The sequence below is a fragment of the Empedobacter sp. GD03861 genome, from assembly GCF_029840885.1.
In the GTDB taxonomy this organism is placed as follows: Bacteria; Bacteroidota; Bacteroidia; order Flavobacteriales; family Weeksellaceae; genus Empedobacter; species Empedobacter falsenii_B.
The window spans coordinates 1-4,620 of sequence record NZ_JAOCDJ010000068.1 but is presented as its reverse complement, the minus strand read 5'-3'; the positions used below and the strand labels follow the sequence as shown (position 1 = coordinate 4,620).

2 protein-coding genes and 1 pseudogene are annotated in these 4,620 nt (G+C 30.0%); all 3 read right to left on the bottom strand.

Annotated features, from left to right (window positions below; all coding sequences use genetic code 11):
• A pseudogene (locus tag N5D03_RS14550) lies at positions 1-1,590 on the bottom strand (hypothetical protein); the annotation flags it as partial.
• 11 nt (positions 1,591-1,601) lie between these two features.
• The gene (locus N5D03_RS14545) at positions 1,602-2,753 is read right to left on the bottom strand and encodes an ABC transporter ATP-binding protein (protein ID WP_280052070.1); all 1,152 of its coding nucleotides are present in this window, start codon (positions 2,751-2,753) and stop codon (positions 1,602-1,604) included.
• Positions 2,754-3,315: 562 nt separating this feature from the next.
• Complete coding sequence (locus N5D03_RS14540; RefSeq protein WP_038336191.1) at positions 3,316-4,506, bottom strand: phosphoglycerate kinase; 1,191 nt, start codon at positions 4,504-4,506, stop codon at positions 3,316-3,318.
• Between the last annotated feature and the right edge of the window lie 114 nt (positions 4,507-4,620).

Sequence of the window (4,620 nt, the reverse complement as noted above, 5' to 3'; positions counted from 1 at the left end):
ATGTTTATTTGCTTCATATAACATTTCTTCACGCAAATCTGTGTAAAAACTAAGCATCACAATTCCAATAAAAATATTGGTCGCAACAAACCAATTAAGATTAACACCTGTCAAAACTTTATATTTTTTGGAACGTAAGCCAATTAGTGTAATCACTATAAATGCAATGTAAAAAACAAATAAAATAATATAAGGTGTGAATTGTGTATAACCAATACTCGCATCGATAGAAATTCCGAAAACGCTTCCTAAAATTGCCAAAATTCCTGCGCCAATTAATGAAATTAACCAAACTTTGAACGAACTAAATCTGAATGTAATGATAAGAACGGTAATAACTAAAGCGATTAGTAAATAATACTGAATATGTTCTAACCAAGTGGAACTATATTTCGAAAACTCAATATTTTCATACACTTTGTTTAAACTTGATTGGTTGATATAATCATTCAGTTTTTTATCTACAGTTTGATAAGGATCAATATAATTCAATTTATGATCAATGAAATAATATGGATATTGAGGCAAATAATCAATCCAATTTTTATGTTTGAACTGATAACCAATTTCTTGCTTTTTTAATAAATCGGTATAATTATTCAATAAATTTTCAATTACTTTTCGATCATTTTTTTGCAACAAAGCAATCCATTGTTCATCATAAAATTGATGATTTAAAGTAGAATCTTTCGGATTGTTAAAAACCAAAAAACTATAATTATACAAACTTGCTAAGTTGTAATAAACATCTGGTTTTCCAGCAGAATTTAATGATACTGCAGCAGAATCGACAACAGCATAAGTTGAATCTACAGCTGCTGTAGTAGGATAGTCCATTTCTTCTTGAAATGAATCTGTAGATGAATTATTCTTTTTTAGAGGTTGATACGTTTGATTAAAATTAATTTTAGAATAACTAAATCGCTCCGGAAAATAATCTCTTAATAAGGTTTCAAATTCAGGATTTCTGAAATACGGATCCAAAAAAGCATCATATGAGTATGTTGGATTTTTTCTTAAATATTCTCTCTTATTTTTTTCATATAATTCTCTTGTTTCTTTTTCCAAAACCAACGAATCAAAAGCTGGAACAGACAAATTTCTCGAATAATTATCGTATCCAAAATTTGGTTGCAACGTAAAACCTTGCGTTCTATTTATAATATCGATATCTTTCAAATATTGTTCTTCGCTCATATAATTTGAAACACGTAATTTAAGACCAGTTTTGAACGAATTTGGTACATAAAACATCAAAAATATAATGACGAAAACGGCTAAAAATTCTTTGAACAAATAATTTCTTGAGGTAGGGTAATTTGATTTGAAACGATTATTTTTTATATAGAAATACAACCAAATAACGCCGATAATGACACCAATTAATAGATAATAAATTGCAATTCCTGAGTTGAAAAACACTTCATAAAATCCAGTTTCTTGCAGTTGAGATTTTTTAGTAAAAAACAAAAAACCATTGATAAATGCAATCAAGTTGAAAACTAAAACCGTCAACAAAATCCAAATAAATTTCAGATTCCAAATCAATGGATATTTGGTAATTAAAGTTTGATTTATTTTTTTGAACATAGTTGGTGGTTTTAATTGACAAAAAAGCGACGACTTGATTTCGAAATATCTCGAATGTATTTTACTTTCAATGACGATTTTCCGATTTCGGACAGAATCATATTCATCGAAATTCTATCATCAAAATACGCGATATATGATCCTCCATTGAATTTTATTTGCTTAATTTCGATGTTAGATAAAGCTGTTAATAACTCTTCTTTTGCGTTTTCAACATCAATTTCAACAATCGTAAAATCACCTTCCAAATCATTTGTATCTCCTTGTATTTTAAGCTTTCCTTGCTCCAAAAAGAGAACTTCTGTCGATACTTTTTCAACTTCGTACAATTGTTGAGAACTCAAAATAACACCAAAAGGATTGCGAATAGATTGTGATAAAAATTTCAAATCTTCGAGAATAATTTGTTGCGCCAAAATATCCAAATTCGCCAAAGGTTCGTCTAATAACAAGACTTTTGGACGACGCAATAACGTTCGCGCCAACTCGAATCGCATTTTATAACCAGACGACAATTGTCGCCATTGCAAATCCTTGTAAGGCCAAAGCCCCAAACGCGCCAACATAACATTCGCTAATAACCAATTTTCTTCGTTGTAAATATCATAACATGTCAAGGTAAATTGCAGATTTTCCATCAACGAACCATATAAAACTTCTATTCGTTGCGGCACATAAACTAATTTTGTTTTCAGCTCGAAACTAAATGTTTTTGCTTTAGAAAAATGATAAATTATTTCGCCAGAAGTTGGTTTCAATTCACCACAAATTAAACGTAATAAAGTCGTTTTTCCATTTCCATTTTCTCCAACTAATCCAACAACTTCTCGTGATTTCAAATCAAAAGTAATGGGATGAAGTTTAAAATTTCGACGATGATAAACTTTTTCAACATTGTTGGTTGATATCAATGTTTCTTCTTTTTGAAAGGGCGGAGGAGGAGCTTGTTTCAACTTTTCCACCAATTGTAAAGCTTGCGTTGTTTTATTTTCGTTCGTAGAATTCTCGTTGTAATAAAGATTCGAATAGGAGATAATCTCTTTGTAAAAAGATTTCTCACCCAAATCCAACACACAATCAATTAATCGACGATAACCCAAATCGAGATCATTGTGCTGCAAATGATTTTCTACTTCGTTTAGTCGTTGGTTAAATTCATTCATAGATTGATTATTAAATCATTACGAATATAACAATCCTTTTCTATAAATAAAATGGCTAATTGTAGGGAGATTTCAGTTTCAACAATTTTTAATAAACTATCTTAATTACTTTTTAATTCATTATTTATAAATGTTTTATAATTAACAATTTTAACTTTATTAAATCAATTTAGTTCTAAATTCATCATTATTCACAAGTTTTAATAAAGTCTATTCATAACTTCTTAATTAATTTATTTTGAATAGTTTACTATTAACAATATGAGTAATTAATCAAGCTGTAAACATTCTTTTTATAACTCAGTTGAAAAGCAGTTAATTTATTAAATAACAAGTGATTACTATTAACAATTTTAGAATCATTGAGATTCCTCCTAACGTCGGAATGGCAGAAAATTTAATGCTAAAAAAAATGTCATTCTAAACGAAACCACAGTAAAGTGAAGAACCTAATCATTAAGATGAGAAGTTGAAATAAATTCAACTCAACAATTAAGACAAAAAAAGTCGAGCAAATGCTCGACTTAATTTTTCTACTATTTTAAGTATTTTTTTCCCTTTCTTATTTTAAAATTGCGGCAACTCCTGGTAATTCTTTACCTTCTAAAGACTCTAACATAGCTCCACCTCCTGTAGAAACGTAGCTCACTTTGTCGTCGTAACCAAATTGTTTTACGAATGCAACAGAATCTCCACCACCAACAAGTGAAAAAGCGCCGTTTGCAGTAGCTTCAGCAATTGCATCACCCAAAGCAATAGTTCCTTTTGCAAAATTTAACATTTCAAAAACACCTAAAGGACCATTCCAAAGAATTGTTTTCGAATTGTTAATTACATCTGCAAAAACTTTTGACGATTTTACACCAACATCCATTCCCATCCAACCATCTGGAATTTGATCAGAAGAAACTGTTTGAGTATTTGCATCATTACTAAAATTATCAGCAATTACATTGTCAACTGGTAAATAAACTTTTACGTTATGTTTTTCACATTCAGCCAAAATTTCTTTCGCTAAATCTAATTTATCATCTTCTACCAACGAATTTCCGATTTTTCCGCCATTTGCTTTTACAAATGTATACGTCATTCCACCACCAATAATCAAGTTATCAATAACTGGTAAAATATTGTTGATAATCGTAATTTTAGAAGATACTTTAGCACCTCCAAGTACCGCTGTTACAGGTTTTTCTCCGTCTGATAACACTTTGTTAATAGCTGTTAATTCTTGTTCCATTAACAAACCAAAACATTTATTTTCTGGAAAAAATTCGGCAATAATTGCAGTCGAAGCATGTGCGCGGTGTGCTGTTCCGAAAGCGTCATTCACATAAATATCTCCAAATTGAGCCAATGCTTTAGCAAAATCTTTATCTCCAGCTTCTTCCTCATTATGGAAACGAACATTCTCCAATAATAAAACTTGGCCTGATTTTAGATTACTAACTTTTTGTTTCGCATCATCGCCAATAACATCATTCGCAACGATCACATCAACACCAAGAATTTCTGAAACTTTTGATGCAATATGTTTTAATGAATATTTATCATTGAATTCGCCTTTAGGACGTCCCAAATGACTCATTAATACAACAGCGCCACCATCTTTCAATATTTTGTCAATCGTTGGTTTTGCAGCTCTAATACGTGTATCATCTGTCACATTTAAATTTTCGTCTTGCGGAACATTGAAGTCAACACGAATCAATGCTTTCTTGTTTTCGAAATTGTAGTCGTTGATTGTTTTCATATTTTGATTTGAAATTTTGAACTACACAAAAGTAATCAAACTTTCATTTTGAGACTTAAAATCATTCAATACAATTTTCAACTATTAACAATTCATAATAATATATATAGTTTA

Coding starts and splice junctions, on each gene's coding strand:
- N5D03_RS14545 (WP_280052070.1), bottom strand. CDS start 2,753: ATGAATGAATTTAACCAACGACTAAACGAAGTAGAAAATCATTTGCAG.
- N5D03_RS14540 (WP_038336191.1), bottom strand. CDS start 4,506: ATGAAAACAATCAACGACTACAATTTCGAAAACAAGAAAGCATTGATT.